Raw genomic sequence first — 23,105 nt, 5'->3', positions numbered from 1 at the left:
AATTATGAATAATATCACTAATTTTCTAAAAACGGCATTTCTGGCAGTAGGAGTATTGTCTGCAGTGTCCTCTTGCGTGAAGAACGACGAGTGGGAAACACCACCTATCGAGTGTTCAAATAAATTTCCGGAGCCTACTATTTCCATGGCGGACTTCGTTGCCCAAACTCCTTCTTCGGGCTATAAATTGATTACCACGGATCAGATTTTTGATGGATATATCGTATCATCCGATGAGCAGGGAAATTTCTACAAAACCATTTCTTTCCAGGATAAAACTTCAGATCCTACCGTAGGGTTACAGATTGAGGTAGATAAATCAAGTAATTTTGCTGACTTCCCTGTAGGGGCACATATCAGAATCAATGCAAGAGGGTTACGTCTTGGTACAGACAGAGGAACGATTAAATTAGGTTCTGAAGATCCTGTGTATGCCATCGGGAGAATTCCTCAGGCTCTTGTGGGAAGATATATATCCGGAGTTTGTAATGGAAACGGACTGGATATCCAGACGATTGTCCCTAAACAGCTTGCGTCTTTGGCTGAGGCTAAAAACCCGGCTTTAATCAACACGTTAGTTACCGTACCGGATGTTCAGTTTAATATTGCTGAAATTTATCCTACCGTGAAAAAATATATTGATTACGATGCAGGAGGTCAGGGACTGGATACCGACAGAAATATTGAAGATAAATTAGGAAATTCTGCAGTGATCAGAAATTCAGGTTTCTTTAAAACAGGAGGAGAGCTTCTTCCTACAGGGAACGGAAATATCACTTTCGTGGTAAGCCGGTATAATTCAACCTGGCAAATGCTTATCAGAAGTATTTCGGATGTTAAATTTACAGGAACAAGAGTAGATGCTACACCGCCAAAAGGAGGTACGGCAATCACATATTCAGGTTCTTTCCTTGAAAATTTTGAAAGCTACCCGACTAATCCTACTAACCTTGAAGTATATCCTAAATATGTAAACGATCCTGTATTAGGAAACAGATACTGGCAGTTGAAAACATTCAGTAACAACAAATATATCCAGCTTGGAGCGAATTCTGGTTCAGGGCCGTATGTAACCTATTTTGCAGTGCCTGTTGATTTTACAGCAGCCAATAGTTTGAAATTTAATGTCAACATAGGATTTTATAATGGAAATGCTCTGAAAGTATATTACACTACCAACTATACTCCGCTAGGCGATATTACGCTGGCTTCCAAAACAGATATTACTTCTGCATTTACAATTCCTGTACTTCCTACAAGTGGTTATGGAACATTAGCTCCGGCAGGAACTTATACTTTCCCAAGTACATTAACAGGTAACGGATTTATCTTATTTGAATACACCGGAAACGGAAGTGGGGTTACCACAACTATTCAGCTGGATAATATTCAGGTTGAGTAAATTAATAAAACCTAAATTATATAAAGACTGTCTTTTAAGGCAGTCTTTTTTTGTGGTTTTTGAGGCCAAATAACGTTTGATAATAAATAAACGTACTTTTAGACAAAGGCAACTTACGATTTCAAAATCACAATTATTTATATAAAGTGATCCTTTAATTTAAGTAGATCAACAAAAAACCACTGCATCTGCAGTGGCATTATTATTCTGTTTTTAAATTAAAAAGAAACCTCATTCACTTCTTTTCCGCGCTGAAAGTTCATTGTCTTCTGCTTTCCTTTATAAGCAATATTAACGAGGTTAATCTGCTTAGGAAAAGCGCTGAGGAGTATGGTATTTTTAATTCTTAAGGTATTGATATCTGAAACGCTTCCCGTTTCGAAATATACCCATACTGTTTCTCCGCTTACCTGGCTTCCTGTGAACGTAATTGTTCGCGGAGCGCCATTGACATACACATCAAAATTATTATTTACATATTTTTTTACTTCTGCTTCAAATGCTGCCGTATTAGGGTTTATTTTAATAGCGTCGGAAATATGGTTGGTATTCATTTTTGTGGTGAACTTCAAGGTCTTGCTTCCTTCGATATAGTCCACTTTTGTCATTGAAGAGAAAAAGTCTACATTCATGAAACTCATTAACACAAAAAGTGTTAATATTCCTGATATTAAAAAATAATTTTTCATCTTAGATAATAGCTTTACAATCATGATTGTTTATTAAAAGTGACAAATAATATGCCAATTAAAAGTTCACATTTACAGAGTATTTGTCGTAAAATGCTTTGATATGCGCTACTGCTTCATCAGCCGTATCTACCACACGGTAAAGATCAAGATCTGCTTCATGGATCATTTTCTCTTTCAGTAACGTTGCCTTGAACCAATCCAGCAATCCGCTCCAGAATTCAGATCCCACCAAAACAATCGGAAATTTACCTATTTTATTGGTCTGAATCAATGTTATTGCTTCCGTAAGCTCATCCAGCGTACCAAATCCTCCCGGCATCACAACGAAACCCTGTGAATATTTCACAAACATCACTTTTCTCACAAAGAAGTAATCGAAGTTCATGGAATACGACTTGTTAATATAGGGATTAAAATGCTGCTCAAAAGGAAGATCGATATTCAGCCCGATAGATTTACCCTGCGCATTGAAAGCGCCTTTATTTCCAGCCTCCATAATGCCGGGCCCGCCTCCGGTAATAATCCCGAAACCCAGCTTTGTGATTTTTTCTGCAATTTCCACTGCCATTTTATAATATTTGCTCTGCGGTTTTAATCTTGCAGATCCGAAAATAGAAACACACGGGCCAATTTTGGCTAGCTTTTCGTAGCCGTCTACAAATTCAGCCATTACCTTGAAGACCATCCAGCTGTCTTTGGTGATGGTTTCGTCCCATGTCTTCTGGCGCAGGCTGTTCTGAAGCTTTACATCGTTATTATCAAGCTCAGGATTTATCAAGCTCTCATCTCTTGTTCCTTCAATTCCCATTACAAATTATTTAAAATATTTTTCGGCTTCTGCTATAGATTCCGGCTTTCCTACGTCGATCAGTTGGCTGTTATGTACAAATCCGTGAATCTTTTCTGTTTGCATCAGATCAAGATATTCTTCCATCACCGAAAACTTACCCGTTCTTTTTATTTTCTCAAACATAAGAGGATTGATGCAGTGGATTCCGCTGAAAGCCAACGCCTTAAAACCTTTATTAAATTCTGCAAGCCTTTGCTCACCCGTCTGTACATTAAGCCAGCCTCTTAAAATCATATCATCATTGAAAAGCAGCTTCCTGGAGCTTTCTCTATCCGAAACAGCTAATGTAGCAAAATCTTTTATCTTTTTATGATATTCTACAAATTCTGTGATATTCATGTCGGTAAGAATATCGGCATTCATAATCAGAAAATCTTCTCCATGATCGAGGAATTTTCTAGCAAAAATTAAGCCGCCTCCTGTTTCCAGCAGCTCTTCCGATTCGTCTGATATTTCAATTTTACACCCGAAATTATTATTCCGGTTTAAAAAATCAACTATTTGATTTCCAAAATGATGAATGTTGATGACGAAATCCTTGATCCCGAAATTTTTTAAATATATAATATTTCTTTCCAAAAGCGGGATATCATTTACTTTTGCCAATGCTTTCGGATGATGTTCGGTAAACGGTTTCAATCTGGTGCCTTTGCCGGCAGCAAAAATTAAAGCTTTCATATTTTATAGGTAATGAGTAATTGGTAATGAGCAATAAAATGATTGTGTTTAAATTAAAAACAATAAATAATAAATATCAACGAATTTAAAAATATTACTTATTGCACATTACCCATTACTTATGATTAAGTTGATGCTGCTCGTCGTGGTGAAGGCTGATTTCCACTTTATCGCCATATTTTTCTTCGATAAAATGGGCTATTTTTATGGCAGAATATACGGATCTGTGCTGCCCTCCGGTGCACCCGAAATTGATCTGCAGGTTTTCAAATCCTCTTTCCAGATAATTATCTATATTGATGGAAATTAAACTTTTGATGAGGTCTAAAAACTTAGGCATGTCGGTTTTTGTCTCAAGAAATTCCTGAACACCGATATCGTTGCCGGTCTGTATCTTATATTCTTCAATTCTTCCGGGATTCAGAATACCGCGGCAGTCGAAGGTGAAACCGCCGCCGTTGCCTGTTGTATCTTTCGGGATGCCTCCTTTTTTGTAAGAGAAGCTGTGTATGTCGATGTGTAGCATTTTTTATTTATTTTTTAACCATTAAGGTCTATTTAATAAGTTAAGTTTTAGTTAAGATTTGATAAATCAAATTCAGTTTGGCAGTTCTTTAAAATATTCATTAATAAAAGGTTTTAACGATTTTGTATTATTATCAGTAAAGAAGTTAATCAATAACCCTTGTGGTTTTTTCAATACCTTCATATATGTTAATAACTGAGCTTCATGAATAGGAAGAACTTCTTCAATGGCTTTTAATTCTACAACAACAGTATCGTTTACAAGCAAATCAACAACTAATTTAGTTTCTATATCAATGCCTTCATAATTGATTGTTGTATAAAGTTGTTGCTTTACATTATATCCATTTTTTATAAGTTCAATTTTCAGATATTCTTCATAGATGCTTTCAAGCAAGCCTGGGTCAAGAGTTTTATGCACTTTAATAGCAAATCCTGTTATTTCATAAGATAGTTGTGTAACTTCCTTTTTAGTCATAATACTTAATTAAACTTAACTTCTTAAGAAAAATCTTAATGATTCAATATCTCCTCAATTTTCAACCGTGTTTCCGGCAGGCTTAGCTTACCGATCAGTTTTTTCAATTCGGGATAATTTTTCATGTTTTCCCAACTGTCTGCAAATGTGGTAATGTTTTCAATTCCTTTTTCGATGCTCGCAATAAAATGCGGTTTTGTTTGGATCAGGCCTCTGAATCCGTATGCTCCTAATACCTGAAGGAATCGCATAAGCTGAAGGGGTTGTACCGATTGTTTCAGCTGAAATTTTGTTGGTTCGTTGTCAAATTGGTTGATGTAAAAATCCAGCATTTCATTTTGGAAATCTTCGGGGAAATTGGCTTTCGCTTGAAATAAGAAGGAAATCACATCATACATAAGCGGCCCTTTCATGGCAGACTGATAATCAATGAATGAAACATTATTTGATTCATTCACCATAATATTTCTCGACTGAAAATCGCGGATCATTATACCCTTTGGTTCCAGGTTTTCTATCAATGCGGCTATTTTTTTGAATTCTTTCAGTAAGGAAGATTTGTGATATTGCAGCTCCAGAACATCGGCTATGAAATTTTTAAAATAATAAAGATCATGAGTGACAGGAAGCTCATCGTAATTTTCGTATTCAAAAGCTTTTTTATAATCGATTTTGTCCTGCGTAAGCACCTGTAGCTGATAAAGCTTTTCCAAAGTTTGTTTTACTAAAGCTTTTACATTTTCAGACAAGCCTTCTTTTGTGATGATATCGGAAAGGGTATTTTTTCCCAGATATTCCTGGATATAGATTTTCCTGTCTTCAGAAACAGCAAAAATGTCAGGTGTATTGAGCTCTAAATCCGAAAATATTTTCGAGTAATACAAAAAACTTTCATTTTCTGCTAAATTTTCGTTGTAGGTGATTATAAATTTTTTATCAGCTTTTGCGAAAAAGTTTACCCTCGAAGAGCCGCTTTGAGCTAATGCGATAAACTCAGAAGGCTTTTTTCCTGTAGTATTTTCAAAAAACTGTTTTGCGTTTTCAACATTCATAGACGAAACAAATATACTAAATTACCGTCTAATTTTTATCTTTGTTGCATGTTAAAGGATTTTAAACCGGTGTTAAACATTTTATTACGCTTCATTATCGTATATGTAGTGTTGCTGCTGGTATATCAATATTACCTGAACAGTTTCCGGTATCAGGGCCTTGATTCTTTTTCTCGTTTCATTGCAGAGCAGGTGAGGGACATTCAGAATTATCTTGGGTATCCTACACAGCTTTATGACGATGTAAAAGGAGAACAGGTCTATTTTTATGTGAGAAATTTTTATCCTACCCGAATGGTGGAAGGCTGTAATGCGGTATCGGTAATGATTCTTTTTGTAGCATTTGTTGTTGCCTTTTATAAGGGTTCGAAAACTTTCATTTTTATATTGGCAGGGCTCATTCTTCTGTATGTTATGAATCTTTTCAGAATTGTGGGATTGAACATGGTAATGACTGATCACAAAGAATACGGAAAGATATTTCATGATTTTGTGTTTCCTGCCGTGATCTATGGAACGGTTGTACTGCTCTGGCTGGTCTGGATTAAATTTTTTGCTTTAAAAAATGAAAATTCTTAGCTGGTTTTTAGTTCTTTTGGGCATTCTTGGCCTTATTGCTGTACGGGTTTTCGAGGGCAGCCTTTTCTACGATCCTTTCCTGGATTATTTTCATGAAGTTAATAATAGCCTGCCGTTTCCTGATTTTGAATGGGGTAAATTGATTGTCAGCCATCTATTCAGGTTTTTGTTAAATCTTTTTTTCTCGTGTTTAATCATTCAGTTTTGGTTTAATAATAGTCAGTGGACGATACAAGGCGCTGTTTTAATCGTCATCGTTTTTGCGATCACTTTTCCTATGTACTTATATTGTGTCTCCGGGCATTTTGAAATGGGGCAGCTCTTTTCTTTTTATATGAGAAGATTTGTGATACAACCGTTGATCCTACTGCTTATCATTCCGATGTTTTATTATCGAAAGCATATAAACAAGTGAAAGATATCTTATAAAAAGTATAAAATGTATTTTTATACGTATAATGCATGTTTTTACATACTTTATATAATTAAATATATGCTTTTTATATGAAATTATATATTTTAAATTTTAAAAAATATTTTTTAAACGTAAATTTATATATTTAATGCATGCAATTATTTATTTTAAACGTAAATAGTAGGTTATGAGTTCCAGAAAATATCAAAAAAAAGGAGATTTTCCACATCCTCATCTTGGGCAGCTTGTAAGAAAAATTATTGATGATAAAAAACTTACACAAGCGGAAGTGGCAAGAAGAATGCAAATTTCTCCAACATCATTAGCTAATTACTTCAAGCAATCGTCGCTGCAATTTGGGATTGTTTGGAATATTGGCTTGGCAATTGGCTACGATTTTCTTACTGAGCTAACAAATTATTATCCGTCTACTTTAGCTTTAAACGAGGATGCTAGGATTGTAAAGGAGCTTACAGAGAAAACCCAAAGAATAGCAGATATGGAAAAAGAAATAGACATCTACAAAGCAGCTTTAGGAATAAAAAGATAATTTTTTTTGCTTCGAAAATTGTTTATACTTTTAAAAATTTCATTTAAAAGTGACTTGTTTGTAATGTTTTAAATGTTAACCTGTTATTTTGATTAAATGTTGGAAAATTACAGCAATATTTGCTGTGTTTTTTTTACAAAAGTTCTCATTTTTACTTCTTAGGTTTGTGATGTAAAACAATTAAAAAATCATTTGATTATGAAAAAAACATTATTAATCGGAGCATTATTTGTTGCCGGAATTGTAAGCGCATTTCCTTTTAGGACTTCTTGTGGGACTGTGATTCAAGTAAATGGTTCTGGAATGGGGGATATGACTTATGATCAGGTTATTAAAACCTTAAAGCTAATGAATGGTGTTGTTTGTGGGACAACCAATGTTTCAATTACAATTTACCAGCATTAATTCATTAAGATTGCAATTTGGAGCAAAATATAGACGTTCTATGTTTTGCTCTTTAATTTGTTTAAAAAGATATGAAAATATTTTATTCACTGATTTTACTTTTTTTAATGATTTTTGTTAAATCGCAAACAGGATTTGACGTATTATATGAAGCTGATTATAAGTTAATTTACAAAGATCAGAAATCTAATGCGGTTTCACAAGAAGATACGTTTGCACTCCTTATAAATGAAAAAGGATCTTATTATAAAAATATGAAAAAGTATATTATGGATTCTTTAAAATTAGAAAAAAAAGTTAATGAAAAATCTGGTATTGCCGTAGGTCTGAAATATTCTACAGACTTTCCTGAATATATTGGGACAACAAGCGGAAAATTATACGTAACATCTCCTGTCGCCAATAAAATTTTCAAGTATGAAGAGTCAAATAATTTTGAATGGAAACTTATAAATGAATTTAGGATAATTGGAAAATATAAGTGTCAGAAAGCTATCATTAAAAAATATGGTCGTAGTTGGGTAGCTTGGTTTACTGAAGAGATACCATTTCCGTTTGGTCCTTATAAATTCAATAAATTACCTGGACTTATTATCGAAATTTTCGATAAAAAAAAGGATTATGTATTTAGTATGTATAATTTTCGAAAAAGAAAATATTTTGCTAGATCAGCAAATATGGAACCTAAAGCAACTTTAGTGAATAAAACTAAAATTTTTGATTATCAAAGAAGAGAAATAGCCGATCCTAATACTTATAATAAGTTAATTGATGATCCAGAAACATTAAGAATGATTATGAAGAAAGCACAAGAAAGAGCGAAAAATTATAATCCGATTGAATTAAGTATAGAATAATAAATTGCTAATTTTATCTCTTTGAGAAGTAAGAAGTAACTTGTTTAAAAAAATACGAGGCAGTCCAAACTTTTAGGACAGCCTCGCTTTTTAAATTTGTGACTAATGAAAAATGAATTAATCTTTATCAAGGTATTTATCCAATTCCTCCTTAACTTTTGAAAGAGAGTTTTCATCGGTGATAATCATGTTTATTATAACTTTTCCTTTTTGTACACCAACTCCACCTGCACCCGTTTTATCCTTATTTTCAATATTGTTTGTTACCTGTATTTTTTGATCATTTTCAAAAAGCTCTTTTAATTCAACCTCAAAAATTTCTGCTAATTTCGGGATGTATTGAGACTTTATATCAGACATTTCACTTTCCCAATTGGCATAGGTCACCCGGTCGATATTTAGCTTATCTGCAATATCCTGCTGAGAAAATTTTGTTTTGCTTCTTAATCTTTTAAGATTTGTTCCTACTCCCATATTATTATTTTTAACAAATGTAATAATTTTTTTATTCAGCTGTATGCTTATCTACACACGTTACATTTTCCGGAGTCCAAATTACTCTTTTTACAAAGTCCCTTTCCCGAACCGGGCAGTCGGCGATCTGGCAAATAGGACATGAAATGGGCTTGCAGTCGTCCATATGAAAATTGAATTCTATACTTCTTCTGGTATTTTTTGCAAGAAGGATAATCATTTTTTCCATTTCATTGTGTGCATCGCGAAGGCTGTAATACCACGGTAAGGTGATATGGGCATCAATATGGAGGTTGGCGCCAAACTGCTGGATTTTCATATTGTGAACATCAATCCATTCCGTACGGCGGTTCTCTTCTAAAACTTTAATGATATGATTAAGAAGGTCAGGGTCCTGTTCATCCATAATTCCGCTTAATGATTTGCGGATGATCTTATAGCCTATATAGATGATATAAAAACCGAATAGTAGCGCTACAACCGAATCCAGCCAGTAAATCTTCGTGAAATAAACTACAATCAAACTGACTACAACGCCCAATGTTGTAATGGTATCCGACTGAAGATGTTTTCCGGAAGCAACCAGCACCTGCGAATTTTCATGTTTTCCTTTTTTAATGGAGATATACCCTAAAAGATAATTGATCATAGCCGTTGTTGCGATAATGGCAATTCCCCAGTCGAGTTTCTGTAATATTTTTCCTGTTATAAGGCTGTTGATGCCTTCGTAGATAATCATGATACCGGCGATAGCGATCAGGGCACCTTCGATTCCTGATGTTACAAACTCTACTTTTCCATGTCCGTAGGGATGATCTTCGTCTTTAGGTTTTGCGGCTAAATATAAAGAATACAATCCCATAAACGCACTGATGACATTTACAATGCTTTCCATGGCATCGGAAAATACAGAATCTGAATCCGTAAGTTTCCAGGCAATTATTTTCCCTATAAAAAGGATGATTCCAAAAGCGGCAATAAGCTTCTGAAAGGCTAATTTATCTTGAGTATTACTTTTCTGAACGTTCATAGGTTTGATAAAAAAAAGAATCTCAATTCTGAGACTCTTTTTATTTTTGTTAGTTTACACTAAGTTGTTGGCTGCAAGATATTCTGCGATCTGTACTGCGTTGGTTGCAGCGCCTTTCCGCAGGTTGTCTGCCACAATCCAGAGATTCAGGGTCTTGGGCTGTGAGAGATCTCTTCTGATTCTTCCTACAAAAACCTCATCTTTTCCTTCTGAATAAAGAGGCATCGGATACTCATTATTTTTGACATTATCCACCACTACAACGCCCGGCGTTTCGGATAAGATTTTTCTTACTTCATCCAAATCAAACTCATTTTCAAACTCGATATTAACACTTTCGGAGTGGCCTCCCTGAACGGGAACACGTACTGCTGTTGCCGTCAGGTTGAAAGTGTCGTCTCCTAAAATTTTCTTAGGCTCCTTCATCAGTTTGATCTCTTCTTTGGTATAATCGTCATCTGCAAAGACATCGCAGTGAGGAAGAGCATTTTTGAAGATCTGATAAGGATACACTTTTGCAATGGTTTCATCTCCGCTGATCTCGGAATTCAGCTGGTCTACAGCTGCTTTACCAGTGCCGGTTACAGACTGGTAGGTAGAAACGATTACTCTTTTCAGGTCGTATTTTTTATTTAATGGGCCTAAAACCATTACTAACTGAATGGTAGAACAGTTGGGATTGGCAATAATTTTATCTTCTTTTGTCAGCACATCTGCATTGATTTCCGGAACGACAAGTTTCTTATCAGGATGCATTCTCCATGCGGAAGAGTTGTCGATCACGGTAGTTCCGGCTTCGGCAAAAAGCGGTGCAAATTCTAGTGATGTGGCGCCTCCGGCAGAGAAGATGGCGATATCAGGTTTGGCAGCTATAGCGTCTTTCATGCTTACAATTGTAAATTCTTCCTGTTTATACTTCACCTTTTTACCAACAGATTTTTCGGATGCTACCGGGATTAATTCTGTGACAGGGAAGTTTCTCTCTTCGAGAACTTTAAGCATAACTTGTCCAACCATTCCTGTTGAACCTACTACAGCTACTTTCATTGATTTAATTAAAAATTATTTATGTTAATATATTTATGACCCGAAGACTCTTGCCCACGGGAATGCGAATGCGAATAAACCTACTGCGATCAGCCCCATAATGACCACTCCTAAAGAGATAGTAGGGTTGGTTTTTACTTTTTTGTTTACGATTGTCATTAAAACGGCTGCAATCAGCATAGAAAACGGATGTTCCACATACTGAAATCTTAATGCGGAATTTTTCATGACTTCTCCCATATTAAGTCCGTTTGAGAATGTGGTTACCAACATAATAATTCCCAATACAAACTGAATGTGGAAGAAAATCATCGCAAAAAGCGTTGTTTTCTTCAGGAAGTTATTCACTTTTCCGCTAAAGCCGAACATGGTTGCTAAAAGTGCGATAACAAACAGCGTTACCAAAAGTATTTCCAGATAGGCGAATCCTTTGTGTGCATTAAGCAAAATGTTGTAAAAGTCCATAGTCTATTTTTTCTTTTTTTAATTACACAAATATAGCAAAAATCCCGGCTTTTCGCCGGGATTGATATTGAGAAAATCTAATGTTTATTTTATTAGAATGTGAAAGTTACATTAGCAGCCCATGTTCTTCCGAATCCGAAATAAACCGTATTTTGCTGGCTAACACCGTTCCACTGCCCTGCATTAACATAAGAGTTGTACGCAGCATCAGAAGTAAAGTTTCTTCTTGATTGATTTGCGTGTACGTTTGATGTTGATTCAGAGATATATGTCGTATCAAAAAGGTTGTAAACATTTGCGCCAATTGTGAAACTTTGTCCACCTTTTATATTGAATCTATAAGAAGCACCTAAATCAAATAAATGATAGTCTGGTAATTCTAAAGCACCAAATTCTGTAGCTGGAGCTGTATAAGTTGCATTGTTTCTGGAATTGTCAAAATCATTTACGTTGAAACCAGCATATAATTTGTCATAATATCTCCAGTTAGCAAATATTCTTAATCCTTCTATTGGCTTTACAATTGCTACTAATGAAGTAGTAAACTGTGCAGCATCACCTACTTTAACCCCATCTAAAGCGAGTGTTGATACGTTAGAGCCTGATGATAAATTGATTGGGTTGTTGTTTTCATCATATGCTGTACTTGTTGCATCTTTGGTGTATTTCCAGTCTCCAATTGATACAGCACCTTCCAATTCTAAAAATTGACCTAATTTGTAGAATCCTTCAAATTCAATACCTGAGTGAACTTCAGTAATACCATTTACTTCCGCATATGCATTTAAGAAAGAGTTATTAGTAGCAGGATTATTATCCGGATCAATGGTTAAACCCGTTCTTCTTTGAAATCTGTCCGCCCAAGAAGTTCTGTATAAATTCACATTAGCTTTAAAGTCTGAAGACCTGAAACCATATCCTAATTCTGCAGAAAATATCTTCTCGTTCGTTAAGTTAGGGTTTAAAACTTGCTGGTTGTTTGGATATACTGCTGTTAAGAAAGGCTGTCTTGAATAGTAACCAATATTTGCAAACACATTATGCATTTCATCGATGTTATAGTTCACACCCCCTTTTGCATTATATCCTAAAATATTTTTAAATCCTGTTTTTCTATTAACCACTTCTCCTGTTACAGCATTTGGCTGTCTGGTAACTCCGTCAACAATCCAGTTGTCAATTCTTTGGAATCCTTGATTGGAAGCAGATCCCTGAATGAATGCTGAAATTTTATCTTTTGAATATTCCACCTGACCAAATACTCCGTACCATAATACTTCACCATCATAATTTCTGCTTGCAATCTGAGAATCATCTTTGATGGCTTTTGCAAATGGATTAGCAGAAGGCTTTGCTTTGTATGATTCTGTAACTGTGTAATATGGTTGTTGATTGAGGTTCTGGTTTTCTCGGTATTCTCTGTTTCCTAAGAAATCTGTAATTACACCAGGGTGATAACCGTAGTAATATCTACCATCAAAACCAGCGGAGAAATTCCAATTTTCATTGATCTTATGCTGGAAGTTAGTTAAGATTCCGTACCAGTTGTGAGAATTTACGTGTGCTCTTCGTACGATACCGTTTGATCGTGTAGCAATTCCCGGAGTTGCGTTAGCCGGAGCAGCGGTTCCTGCATTATTAGTGAAGTCAGCAATTACAGCTCCTTGATTCCATCTTACGATGTCATCCCATCTCATTTGTCCGTCTGCAGTTTTTGCTACATTAAAAATAGATTTACCGTTGATGCTTCCTAGGAAACCTGTTCCTCCACCTCTACCAAAAGAAGCATATCCAACTGTTGACAGTTTAGATTTTTCAGAAATTTTCCAATCCCAGTTCAATGACATGATTGGTTTGGAATAATAGTTAGTATTTGTGGAGAACTCTTCTCCATTTAATAACCCCCAATTAGAGTTGTATCTTCTGTTTGGATCTGCGGCCTTTTTACCGTCTAATAATCCATCACCCATATCTAAATAAGTAGCAATGGAATTTGTAAAGTTTTGATTATGCCACTGAGGTGCTCCAGTGAAAGTAAACTGAAAATCATGTTTTTCGTTCGGTTGGTAACCTAAAGCAAAATAATAATTATATGCTTCAAACTCTGAACCTTCAAAATACATTGATCCGGCAGTTCTACCTAATAAGAAAGATGTAGACCATCCTTTTGCTGACTTACCAGTATTATATGCGAATGAAGTTTTTAAATATCCATCATTACCTAAACCTACGGTTACATTTCCTTGTCTTTTCATATCCGCAGATCTCGTAATATAGTTCATTGTACCCCCAACGGAAGCAATAGCTAATTTAGAAGATCCGAGTCCTCTCTGCATTTGAATAGCTGAGGTTACATCTGAAAGACCAGCCCAGTTAGACCAATAAACGGCTCCGTTTTCCATATCGTTAACAGGGATACCGTTAATCATCACAGCGATATTTGAATTACCAAAACCTCTTACTCTGATAGAAGCGTCTCCGAAACCTCCACCTCCTTTTGTAACATATACAGAAGGGGTTGTGTTTAAGATTTCAGGAAGTTCCTGGTTTCCTAATCTTTCAGCAATCTGTGCGGCTTTGATTGTTGAAACTGCAACAGGGGTCTTTCTATCTTTAGCGATATCGGCAACACCTGTTAATACTACTTCTTCAATGTCTTTGGATTTTGATGCCGTATCCTGAACCTGTTGAGCGTAATAAACACTAGCTGTGGATAATGTTATTATCGCAGTTAGCATTGATTTGTTGATTAATTTCATAATCGTTAGTAATAGTTAGATTTAAATTTTCAGCAAAATTCGGGAAATAAATTTTAACTAATATTAACATTGTATTAATTTTTATTCAATCTTAATAAGCTCTATATTTCTGATTTACAATGTATTGAATAATAATTGAAATTTAACATGAAAAAAATCACATTATTGAATTTTTACCTAAACTTATTTATTTTTATTAAAAATTCAACTTTATTTGACGGCTTTAAGGCTAAGATCTATATTTTCTGCAGAATGGGTTAAAGCTCCTGCAGATATATAAGTAACGCCTGTAGAAGCTATCTCTTTCAGCTGGTCTCGTGTAATTCCGCCGGATGCTTCGGTTTCACAAGAGCCATTAATCATTTGAACAGCTTCCTTCATCATGTTAACATCCATATTGTCAAGCATGATTCTGTCTACTTTTGCATCAATTGCTTCCCGCACTTCCTCAAGGTTTCTGGTTTCAACTTCAATTTTGAGTTTTTTCTTACTTTTTTTGATATAATCCTTGGCCATTTTTACAGCATTGGTAATGCTTCCGTTGTAATCGATATGGTTGTCTTTTAACATGATCATATCATAAAGGCCGTAGCGGTGGTTGGTTCCGCCTCCTATAGCAACCGCCCACTTTTCGCAGATCCTGAAATTCGGGGTTGTTTTCCGGGTATCCAGAAGCTTGGATTTAGTGCCAACAAGACGGGAATCCCAGTCATGGGTAAGCGTTGCGATGCCGCTCATTCTCTGCATGCAGTTTAAAACCAGTCTTTCTGTTGAAAGAATAGACCTTGCACTTCCCGTTACGATGAAAGCGACGTCACCAATTTTAACAGCATCACCGTCCTTTACAAAAGATTCAACTTTTAGATTTTTATCAAAAGTTTTAAATATGATTTTTGCCAATTCGACGCCGGCAATAATGCAATCCTGCTTTACCAAAAGCTTTGCGCTTTGCTCCAGATCTTTAGGGATGGTAGAAAGCGTAGAGTGATCTCCGTCCTGAATATCTTCTTCCAAAGCATTTTTTATGAATTGTTTTAAGGCTTTATCTGTGACGTATGCAGGTTTTTTCATATTTTTAATTTTAGTAATAAAAGGGATTCTCTTTCCAAATAAAAGAATTATAAAAGAAGTAATTCTTGAATAGAATAAAATATTGATTGTGTTAAACTAAATCTTTATTATAAAATGCCCCTTTATTCTCTTTCATCTCCATAGACTGGGTAATAATAAGGTGGGCTACAGTGGTTAAATTTCTCAATTCCGAAAGTTGGGGAGAAAGAATAGAATAGTGGTAAATTTCATCCACGGCAGCAGCAATTTCCTGATGTTTCTGAAGTGCCATATTCAGACGGCGGTTGCTGCGTACAATTCCCACCAGGTCGCTCATCATTTCCTGAAGCTGTTTTCTGAGGTAAGACACGATTACCATTTCATCCATGATTTTCATTCCTTCCTCATTCCATTCCGGAACGGCTTTAAGATCATCGAAATTAAAATTATTTTCGTTTAAAAGCTCAACTGTTTTTATTGCGGCATTATGCCCGAAAACCAATCCTTCAAGCAATGAATTGGAAGCTAATCGGTTAGCGCCGTGAAGCCCCGAATTGGTACATTCTCCTACCGCAAAAAGATTTCTGATGGAAGACTGTCCGTCTTTGTCTACCTCTATGCCTCCCATGAGGTAATGACAGGCCGGAACTACAGGGATAAGCTGTTTGAAGGGATCAATTCCTTCATCTTTACATTTTTTATAGATATTCGGGAAATGTTCAAGAAATTTGTCATGATTCATATTGCGGCAATCCAGTCCTACATATTCATCACCGGTAATTTTCATTTCGGCATCAATAGCTCTTGCCACAATATCCCTGGAAGCTAGCTCTTCACGCTCATCATATTTATGCATGAATTTTTCACCTCTTTTTGTTCTTAGCTTTGCCCCGTCTCCGCGCACGGCCTCGGAAATCAGAAACAGCATTCCATCGATCTTGCTGTATAAAGCAGTAGGATGAAACTGGTAATACTGCATGTTGGAAACCTTTCCCTTTGCTCTTGCCACAAAAGCAATTCCGTCTCCTGTAGCGATAGTAGGATTGGTTGTATTTTTATAGACATGGCCGGCTCCACCGGTAGCAACCAGTGTGATTTTTGAAGTAATTTTTTTAATTTTTTTAGACTTTTCATCTAAAATATAAGCGCCATAGCAGTGGATGTCGCCTTCATTCAATTCTTTTCCCGGAACATGGTGTTGGGTAATGATGTCGATAACATAATGATGGTCCAAGATTTCAATATTGCTGCTTTTATTAGCTGTTTCAAGAAGAGCTCTTTCAATTTCAAAGCCTGTGATATCTTTATGGTGTACAATTCTGTTTTCCGTATGGCCGCCTTCTCTGCCTAAAGCAAATTCCCCGTTTTTCATATCGAAATTAGCGCCCCATTCCACAATTTCATTGAATCTTGCAGGCGCTTCCGTTACCACCATTTTCACAACATCGCGCTTGTTTTCGCCGTCTCCGGCACGCATGGTATCTTCAATATGTTTATCGAAATTATCGTTTTTAGAATCTGTTACTACTGCAAGGCCGCCCTGTGCATATTTGGTATTGCTTTCATCCTCATCAGATTTTGTTACAATAATTATTTTGGCGTCAGGAAGCTGCTCAGAAACTTTTATGGCATAAGAGAGTCCCGAAATTCCGGAACCGATTACCAGTACATCCGCTTTTATCATATCCTTAGTTTAAGACAATCGTCTAAATAATTAAATAAATTTAAACAATTTTTCGTTTGGTTTTCTTACTTTTTTCATATGCTGGAAATGATCTTCTTCCGAACGGTAGCCTAAAGCGAGGGCTACGGTTGCCTTTTCGGAGTCGGGATTTATTTCTAATATTTCCTCAATTAGGTCCTGGCGGAAACCTTCCATCGGGCAGGTGTCTATATTTTCCATTGCTGCGGCGTACATCATATTTGCCAACACGATATAAGACTGTTTTTCTGCCCAGTTGAAAATTTCATCGTGAGTTTTTTGATTAATATGCTGACTGATGCTTTTTCGGAAGAGATCCAGTTTCTCCTCGGGAGTTTCCCGTACTTCGGAAATATGTCTGAAGTATCCGTTGATGTAGCTTTCGTCCAATATCTTTTTTGAAATAATAACAATCAGATGCGAGCATGTGGAAACCTGTGACGGATTGTAAAATGCCGGAATAAGCTTTTCCTTCATTTCCTTACTTTCCACAATAAGAATTTTGTAAGGCTGAAGACCTAAAGAGCTTGCCGATAATTTTCCGGATTCCAGAATATTATGCAGTGTTTCCCGTGGGATTATTTCGGTGTTAAATTTTTTCACAGAATATCTTCTGCTTAAAGCTTCCAAATAATTCATATCACAAATTTAAGGATTGAACGTGAATTAATTCGGCTTAATATGAAATATATCTTTTTAAATTATAATTAATCGAGCTTTGAAACCTTGAAGGTTTTCAAAATCTTCAAGGTTTGACCGAAAAAGAGCTTGCGGCGGCCTGAAAGGCCGCCACAAGCTAAAAAATAATTAATCCCTGTTCTTCACAAGTACCCATCCTGAATAGTTGATTGGCGTGTTCTTCTTGTCATTCTCATTCCATGATACGGAATACCAGTAACTTCCTGTGGAAACTTTTCTGCCGCCCATGGTTCCGTCCCATTGATATCGGTTGGTTTTGTCAGCTTTATGAATCAACGCTCCGTATCGGTCGAAAACATTGAATACAAGGTTTTGCTTTCCTGCGAGTGCTGAATAATCGATGCTGTCATTCACGCCGTCTCCGTTAGGTGTAATTACGTTAATAATATTCGGAACAACTACAGTGATGTTGATAGGTACGCAATCATAAGCATCTTTTACATAAATTTTAATGTCGCCACGTGGGACATTTTTAAATTCATTAGAACCCTGCCAGTTGATTCCGTCTGTAGAATATTGATAGGGAGCCGTTGCTCCATTTACGTATACTGCAACCGTTGTGTTGTTAATATCAATACTGGAAATTACAGGCTGATCAGAAGCATATACTTTCACATTTTGAGTAACCTCGCAGTCTCCTGTCTTGAGTTTCACCCAATAGGTACCCACTCCAACATTTGAGATCGTCTGGGTTGTTGCCCCTGTACTCCACTCATAGCCGCTAAAGCCGGATCCGGCGTCCAGGATTGTAGAATCTTCCATACATATAATTTTATCATTAAGAGTGGTAGAGAAAACCTGAGGAATAACGATAAGGTTAACTTTAGCAATGGCATAACACCCGTTTCCATTTGAAACTTTAATATATACGACTCCGTTTGAAGAGACATATGAAGAAGGATTTGCGATCCCATTAGTTCCGTTTTGTGCATCTGCTAAGGAAGGATAATACTCTTTTACGGTTCCGCTCTGGGTGGTTACGGGAGCCGTTGTAAGGTTAAATAATCCTGTTGAAGGATTGCTTTCAATAGCACATGTTCTTAAGGTAGCTTCCTGAACCTCCACTATAGGAAACAATGTTAGTGTGATCTGAGCCAGATCAGTACATCCCTGTGGGGTGGTAACCTGTGCGTAAATCGTTGCTTCAGGGGAAAGGAAAGAAGACGGATTGGTAATTGGATTAATGTGATTAGTAAGGTCATATAGAGTATGATAAAATACAGATGTACTTCCCGGAACGGATGAAACCGCTGCTGAAGTAAGATCAAACACTGCCCCTCCAGCATTATTGTTATTACATCCGGTAAGTGTCACGTCATTAGCAGCAAAAGGAGTGGGTGTGAGCACAATAGTTCCGTCTCCATTATCACATAAAGTAGAGGAAGGATCTTTCACTACAACGGTAATAGTAGTCGTTCCTGTTGAATATTGATAATCAGACGGGTTGGGAATCGCTGTTCCACCAGGACCGAAATAGGAAAATGTATAATTGGCCGGGTTGGTTACAAATTGATTCTGAAACGAAGTTAAATCTACCGTTCCGTTTCCTGTTGCGGGATTCACACAAACAAAAGGGTTGATTGTGTTTGTTAAAATCGGAACCTTATCAATATAGATCTTTGCATTTTTAATGGAATGCCTTGCGCTCGCTCCACCCGTTGCCGCAGAAAATCCGAAATAACCTGTTGTCATACCTATTGCGCCTCCGGCAGGGGCAAAAGACTGGTCAGCAATCAGTACGCCGTCTATTCTTATTTTAATAAGCCAGTTGGCAGGGTTTGCCGGATCTGTTTCTCCGTTTACTTCCACATGCTTATAGGTTGATCCCACAAAAGGCTGGGTCGGATTAAGGTCTGGTGAATGGAAAGTGCTTCCTGCTGTATTGTTATATTCAATGTTGTTGTTTAAGCCATTATTCGTTCCGTAAAGAACATGGATTTTGCTCATCTGGCCTTCCGTGGAATTGTTGAAAATATCAAATCCCACCATCAGCCCACTTGCATTCGCAGGAATTCCGAGTCCTCCCCCGGAAACAAAACCTGTTGGAGGGTTCGCTAAGTACCAAAAAGTAAAGCCGTCGCCTCTTCCATACTGTGCAGTTCCGTTTCCGTCGATCCTAAAATCGAATTCTACCTTCCATTTATCGCAATATTTAAGATTAATAGGATCCTGAAGTTTGATGGCTCCGTATTGATTGCCTATATCTTGGGTCAGCTGTATAAAATCCGTATTGATGACAGCGCTGGAAACAAGATCCCATCCTGTAACGTTTACAGGATTGCCGGTAAGCTGATAAGTCTGTGCAGAAATTTTGCCGGATAAAAAGATGAAAATTAAGAAGAAATAAGAGAGCAGGTTGTTTTTCATGGTGATTAGTTATTAAAATGATACTTTTTTTACTGCTCATTTATGTTTTTTTAAGGATGCCTTCATTTTTAAGGCTAATAAGACCACCCCGTTAGCCGGAGTGATCTCTATGTAATTCATTATTCTATGTTTTTTACTAATACCCATCCATTGTAAGTAGTCTGCGTATTATTTTTATCGTTTTCGTTCCATGTTATAGTGTACCAATAGGTTCCGGTAATTACTTTTTTACCGCCGGTGGTTCCGTCCCATTTATAATTTCTTATTTTATCGGCTTGATATAGTTTGTTTCCATATCTGTCGAAGATAGTGAAAACAAGATTTTTCTTGTAAGCCAGAGCCGAATAGTCAATCACATCATTTGCGTTATCTCCATTAGGGGTGATAGCATTAATAAGATTAGGAACTGTAATCTGTACTTCAATAGGTGTACAGTCATAAGCATCCTTCACATAAACTTTCACTTCGCCTCTTGTGAGCCCTGAAAAAACGTTCGAGTCCTGCCAGTTGATGCCGTCAAGAGAATATTGATAAGGGCCTTTCCCTCCTTTTACATTTACGGTAATGGTATTATTTGTAATATCAATTGTGGCAATAACCGGCTGAGGTGAAGGATTTACTTTTACCATCTGCATGGTTGTGCATCTTCCTGTCTTCAATTGTACCCAATACATTCCCGGGGTAATGTCCTGAATAGATTGAGTAGTAGCTCCTGTGCTCCAAAGGTAGGTATCAAATCCGGGTCCTGCATCCAATGCTGTTTTATCGTCAATACAGATCGTCTTGTCTTTTAATACTGAAGAATAAACAGGAGGTAAAACTTTCAGTGTTATTTTAACAATCACGAAACATCCTGCAAGATTGGTAATTCTTACATAGACAGTGGAAGATGTTGCAATATAACCGGTAGGATTCAGAATTTCGTTGGTACCTGCCATAGCATCCGCTTCTGTTTTGAAATATTTCTTCGTTATTCCTGGTGCTGAAGTCACATTTACCTGCGTAAGATCAAACGAAGCTGTATTGGGAGCAGTTTCAATGAAGCATGAATCTATGGTTGCATCGTTCGCTACAATCTGAGGGAAAAATGCAAGCGTAATTGGTGCCGATCCTACGCACCCAAGAGGCGTGGTAACCTTTACATAAACAATTGCTGCAGCAGAGACATATGTTGTAGGATTAGGGATTTCAATACCTGCATTGAGGTCTGCTAATGTTTTATAGTATTTTTTTGTAGAACCTGCAGGTTCATTTACATTTGCTAAAGTGAGGTTAAAGGTTGCGGTTCCCGCATTGTTGTTATTACAGGATGTAAGTGTTGCGGGAGTAGCGGTAAATGGTGACAGGTTGAGCTGTATTTTACCATCCGGGTTGTCACATAGCAAGCCGGAATTATCCTTTACTAAAACCGAAACAGTTGTATTAGCGCTGAACTGGTAATTTGCAGGGTTTGTAATAGGTGTTCCTGATACACTATACGAAAATGTGTAGTTTGCAGGATTAGCAACAAACTGATTCTGATAACTCGTTAAATTTACTGTTCCCTGTCCTGTAGTAGGATTTGGACAAAAAGTATCAGTTACTGTTGTCTGATTAAGGGCTACCTTATCAATATAAACTTTTACATTTTTGATCGAGTGCCTTGATCTGTTTCCTCCTGTAGAAGCTGAAAACCCGAAATAACCCACCGTCATTGCAGCGGCAGTTCCGGATGGGGCAAAAGACTGGTTGCAGATTTGGGTTCCATCTATAGTGATTTTTACAATCCAGTTGGCGGGGGCAGCAGGATCTACTTCTGCTGTTACTTCAACATGTTTATAGTTGGTTCCCTGAAAAGGAAGTGTAGTGTTCAGATCCGGTGAGTGAAAAGAACTTCCGGCAACATTAAAAAATTCTACATTATTATTGTCCGTTGTATTCGGTACTTGTCCGTAAGCAACATGTACTTTGCTCATAACGGCAGTAGTGGTATTGTTATAAGTGTCAAGCCCTACAATAAATCCTACAGCATTTTGTGATACTCCTAAACCGGAGCCTAATACACTTGCTACCGGCGGATTGGCAAGATACCAGAAAGCAATGCCGTCTCCATTGGCCGTCTGGTTGGAATCCATTCTGAAATCAAATTCCACTCTCCATTTGTCACAGTATTTAAGGTTAATGGGATCGTTTAAGCGTATTGATCCGGATTGGTTGTTGGTATCAGGAGTCAGCTGTACAAAATCTGTATTGACTACCGTGGGAGCAACCATCGTCCATCCGGTTGTATTAACGGGATTTCCTGTAAGCTGATAAGTTTGGGATAAAGCATATTTCGGAAAAAAAAGCAATGCATTTACCAATAACAAGAGGTAGATTTTTTTACTCATTTATTAGACACTTAGATTTAGACGTGTCAGATATTAAATCCTGATCAATAAATGTATATTTAATGTTAATTTTACCGAAATTGATGGCTATTTTATAATAAATAATAAATTATGTAAGCAAATAATGAAAGGTTTTCGCTTGTATTTAGTTTGAATATAAATTAAAAAAGAGAATTCTTTTCAAGATTTTCGAAATAGGTGTCAACTGCCAAATCAGCTGATGCAGCGGCAGTTACCGCTAGTTTGTCGCACAATTCATTCTCAAAATGTCCCGCATGTCCCTTAATCCAGTGTATTTTTGGTTTGTGGAGGTTATACAATACCACAAATTTTTGCCAAAGATCAGGGTTTTTCACATTTTTCCAGCCTCTTTTGATCCATCCGGCCAGCCAGTTCTGATTGATAGCGTCAGCAACGTACTTGCTGTCGGTATAAATATGAATATCGTTTTCAGGAGATTTGAGCTTTTCTAAAGCGGTAATTACGGCAAGGAGTTCCATCCTGTTGTTGGTGGTTTTCCTGAAACCTTTTGAAAATGTTTTCTGATAATTTTTTTCAGGTACCCGCATGAGAATTCCATATCCGCCTTTTCCGGGATTTCCGCTGCATGCTCCGTCGGTGTATATTTCTATTTTCATGAGGTTAAAGGTAAACGTTAAG

The 23,105-nt window shown here is 36.8% G+C and carries 23 protein-coding genes; 6 read left to right on the top strand and 17 right to left on the bottom strand.

All coding sequences use genetic code 11. The features are described from left to right. The first annotated feature begins 4 nt into the window (after positions 1–4). Positions 5–1,402 carry a M949_1556 family lipoprotein gene (locus tag SOP96_RS16210; protein ID WP_326321941.1) on the top strand — a complete coding sequence of 466 codons (1,398 nt, stop codon included), beginning with the start codon at positions 5–7 and terminating at the stop codon, positions 1,400–1,402. Between the two features lie 218 nt (positions 1,403–1,620). Here the strand turns inward: SOP96_RS16210 and SOP96_RS16205 are convergent, their stop codons facing one another. The 6 genes from SOP96_RS16205 to SOP96_RS16180 all read right to left on the bottom strand — a co-directional run bounded on the left by SOP96_RS16205 (position 1,621) and on the right by SOP96_RS16180 (position 5,677). Beyond that, on the bottom strand, positions 1,621–2,091 hold the full coding sequence (locus tag SOP96_RS16205; RefSeq protein ID WP_326321940.1) for a DUF6702 family protein: 471 nt from the start codon (positions 2,089–2,091) through the stop codon (positions 1,621–1,623). Positions 2,092–2,149: 58 nt separating this feature from the next. Beyond that, a complete protein-coding gene (locus SOP96_RS16200) occupies positions 2,150–2,902 on the bottom strand; it encodes an LOG family protein (protein WP_326321939.1) in 753 nt (250 codons plus the stop codon). Positions 2,903–2,908: 6 nt separating this feature from the next. Next, on the bottom strand, positions 2,909–3,622 hold the full coding sequence (locus SOP96_RS16195; RefSeq protein WP_326321938.1) for a nucleotidyltransferase family protein: 714 nt from the start codon (positions 3,620–3,622) through the stop codon (positions 2,909–2,911). 115 nt (positions 3,623–3,737) lie between these two features. Then, positions 3,738–4,148 (bottom strand): RapZ C-terminal domain-containing protein, encoded by a 411-nt coding sequence (locus tag SOP96_RS16190; protein WP_326321937.1) that lies wholly within the window; start codon positions 4,146–4,148, stop codon positions 3,738–3,740. Between the two features lie 72 nt (positions 4,149–4,220). Then, positions 4,221–4,625 (bottom strand): GxxExxY protein, encoded by a 405-nt coding sequence (locus SOP96_RS16185; RefSeq protein ID WP_326321936.1) that lies wholly within the window; start codon positions 4,623–4,625, stop codon positions 4,221–4,223. A 35-nt stretch (positions 4,626–4,660) separates the two neighbouring features. Beyond that, a complete protein-coding gene (locus SOP96_RS16180) occupies positions 4,661–5,677 on the bottom strand; it encodes an aminoglycoside phosphotransferase family protein (RefSeq protein WP_326321935.1) in 1,017 nt (338 codons plus the stop codon). Between the two features lie 48 nt (positions 5,678–5,725). On the opposite strand from SOP96_RS16180, the gene xrtF reads away from it, so the two are divergent. From xrtF to SOP96_RS16155, 5 genes are all read left to right on the top strand, one after another. Further along, positions 5,726–6,256, top strand: a complete 531-nt coding sequence (xrtF, locus tag SOP96_RS16175; RefSeq protein ID WP_155753708.1) for an exosortase family protein XrtF — start codon at positions 5,726–5,728, stop codon at positions 6,254–6,256. Then, complete coding sequence (locus tag SOP96_RS16170) at positions 6,243–6,671, top strand: exosortase F system-associated membrane protein (RefSeq protein WP_326321934.1); 429 nt, start codon at positions 6,243–6,245, stop codon at positions 6,669–6,671. The genes xrtF and SOP96_RS16170 overlap by 14 nt, the downstream gene beginning before the upstream one ends. 187 nt (positions 6,672–6,858) lie before the next feature. Further along, complete coding sequence (locus SOP96_RS16165) at positions 6,859–7,221, top strand: helix-turn-helix domain-containing protein (RefSeq protein WP_326321933.1); 363 nt, start codon at positions 6,859–6,861, stop codon at positions 7,219–7,221. Positions 7,222–7,419: 198 nt separating this feature from the next. Further along, complete coding sequence (locus SOP96_RS16160) at positions 7,420–7,626, top strand: hypothetical protein (RefSeq protein ID WP_326321932.1); 207 nt, start codon at positions 7,420–7,422, stop codon at positions 7,624–7,626. Positions 7,627–7,697: 71 nt separating this feature from the next. Next, positions 7,698–8,483 (top strand): GLPGLI family protein, encoded by a 786-nt coding sequence (locus tag SOP96_RS16155; protein ID WP_326321931.1) that lies wholly within the window; start codon positions 7,698–7,700, stop codon positions 8,481–8,483. A 117-nt stretch (positions 8,484–8,600) separates the two neighbouring features. Here SOP96_RS16155 and SOP96_RS16150 read toward each other — a convergent pair whose 3' ends face one another. The 11 genes from SOP96_RS16150 to rnhA form a co-directional block, all read right to left on the bottom strand. Then, positions 8,601–8,957, bottom strand: coding sequence for a helix-turn-helix domain-containing protein (locus SOP96_RS16150; RefSeq protein WP_326321930.1), 357 nt, complete (start codon positions 8,955–8,957; stop codon positions 8,601–8,603). Positions 8,958–8,988: 31 nt separating this feature from the next. Further along, positions 8,989–9,987, bottom strand: coding sequence for a cation diffusion facilitator family transporter (locus tag SOP96_RS16145; RefSeq protein ID WP_326321929.1), 999 nt, complete (start codon positions 9,985–9,987; stop codon positions 8,989–8,991). A 54-nt stretch (positions 9,988–10,041) separates the two neighbouring features. Further along, positions 10,042–11,034 carry an aspartate-semialdehyde dehydrogenase gene (locus SOP96_RS16140; RefSeq protein ID WP_326321928.1) on the bottom strand — a complete coding sequence of 331 codons (993 nt, stop codon included), beginning with the start codon at positions 11,032–11,034 and terminating at the stop codon, positions 10,042–10,044. Between the two features lie 33 nt (positions 11,035–11,067). Next, positions 11,068–11,499 (bottom strand): hypothetical protein, encoded by a 432-nt coding sequence (locus SOP96_RS16135; RefSeq protein ID WP_326321927.1) that lies wholly within the window; start codon positions 11,497–11,499, stop codon positions 11,068–11,070. 92 nt (positions 11,500–11,591) lie between these two features. Then, positions 11,592–14,258: a TonB-dependent receptor gene (locus SOP96_RS16130; protein ID WP_326321926.1), complete on the bottom strand. Its 2,667-nt coding sequence runs from the start codon at positions 14,256–14,258 to the stop codon at positions 11,592–11,594. Between the two features lie 210 nt (positions 14,259–14,468). Next, positions 14,469–15,329: a carboxylating nicotinate-nucleotide diphosphorylase gene (gene nadC / locus SOP96_RS16125; protein WP_326321925.1), complete on the bottom strand. Its 861-nt coding sequence runs from the start codon at positions 15,327–15,329 to the stop codon at positions 14,469–14,471. A 91-nt stretch (positions 15,330–15,420) separates the two neighbouring features. Further along, positions 15,421–16,992 (bottom strand): L-aspartate oxidase, encoded by a 1,572-nt coding sequence (gene nadB / locus SOP96_RS16120; RefSeq protein ID WP_326321924.1) that lies wholly within the window; start codon positions 16,990–16,992, stop codon positions 15,421–15,423. 30 nt (positions 16,993–17,022) lie between these two features. Beyond that, entirely contained in the window at positions 17,023–17,649 is a 627-nt protein-coding gene (locus SOP96_RS16115; protein ID WP_326321923.1) for an NAD(P)H-dependent oxidoreductase, read from the bottom strand. Between the two features lie 168 nt (positions 17,650–17,817). Then, on the bottom strand, positions 17,818–20,076 hold the full coding sequence (locus tag SOP96_RS16110; protein ID WP_326321922.1) for a T9SS type B sorting domain-containing protein: 2,259 nt from the start codon (positions 20,074–20,076) through the stop codon (positions 17,818–17,820). 119 nt (positions 20,077–20,195) lie between these two features. Beyond that, complete coding sequence (locus tag SOP96_RS16105) at positions 20,196–22,445, bottom strand: T9SS type B sorting domain-containing protein (RefSeq protein ID WP_326321921.1); 2,250 nt, start codon at positions 22,443–22,445, stop codon at positions 20,196–20,198. 161 nt (positions 22,446–22,606) lie between these two features. Further along, positions 22,607–23,083 carry a ribonuclease HI gene (rnhA, locus tag SOP96_RS16100; RefSeq protein ID WP_326321920.1) on the bottom strand — a complete coding sequence of 159 codons (477 nt, stop codon included), beginning with the start codon at positions 23,081–23,083 and terminating at the stop codon, positions 22,607–22,609. Positions 23,084–23,105: the final 22 nt, after the last annotated feature.

The sequence above is a fragment of the Chryseobacterium salviniae genome (assembly GCF_035819015.1).
GTDB classification, from domain to species: domain Bacteria; phylum Bacteroidota; class Bacteroidia; order Flavobacteriales; family Weeksellaceae; genus Chryseobacterium; species Chryseobacterium salviniae.
Note: the sequence above shows the minus strand (reverse complement) of the source record. Positions and strands in the feature narration are given on the sequence as shown.